The sequence below is a fragment of the Nocardioides sp. P86 genome, assembly GCF_023712465.1.
In the GTDB taxonomy this organism is placed as follows: domain Bacteria; phylum Actinomycetota; class Actinomycetes; order Propionibacteriales; family Nocardioidaceae; genus Nocardioides; species Nocardioides kribbensis.
The window spans coordinates 1-468 of the sequence record NZ_JAMAYE010000027.1 but is presented as its reverse complement, the minus strand read 5'-3'; the positions used below and the strand labels follow the sequence as shown (position 1 = coordinate 468).

Annotated in this window: 1 protein-coding gene; it reads right to left on the bottom strand. The window is 67.7% G+C overall.

Translation table 11 applies throughout. The annotated features are described in order from the left end of the window. Positions 1-468: catalase (locus M3673_RS18790; protein WP_251535591.1), on the bottom strand; the 468-nt coding region annotated here is incomplete at both ends.

Below are 468 nucleotides of genomic sequence, written 5' to 3'. Positions count from 1 at the left end.
GGCGTTGACCAGGCGGAAGGTATGCACGCCGAAGCCCTGCATGTTGCGGAAGGCGATGGGGATGGCGCGGTCGGACATCAGCCACATGACCATGTGCGCCGACTCCGGCTGCAGCGAGACGAAGTCCCAGAAGGTGTCGTGGGCCGAGGCGCCGGTGGGGATTTCGTTGTGCGGCTCGGGCTTCACCGCGTGGACGAAGTCGGGGAACTTGATCGCGTCCTGGATGAAGAACACCGGCATGTTGGTGCCCACCAGGTCGAAGTTGCCCTCCTCGGTGTAGAACGTCACCGCGAAGCCGCGCACGTCGCGCACGGTGTCGGCCGAGCCGCGCGGGCCCTGCACGGTGGAGAAGCGCACGAACACCGGGGTGCGCTTGCCGGCCTTGCCCAGGAACGCCGCCTTGGTCAGCGCGCTGCAGTCCTCGTAGGCCTCGAAATAGCCGTGGGCCGCCGAGCCGCGGGCATGCAC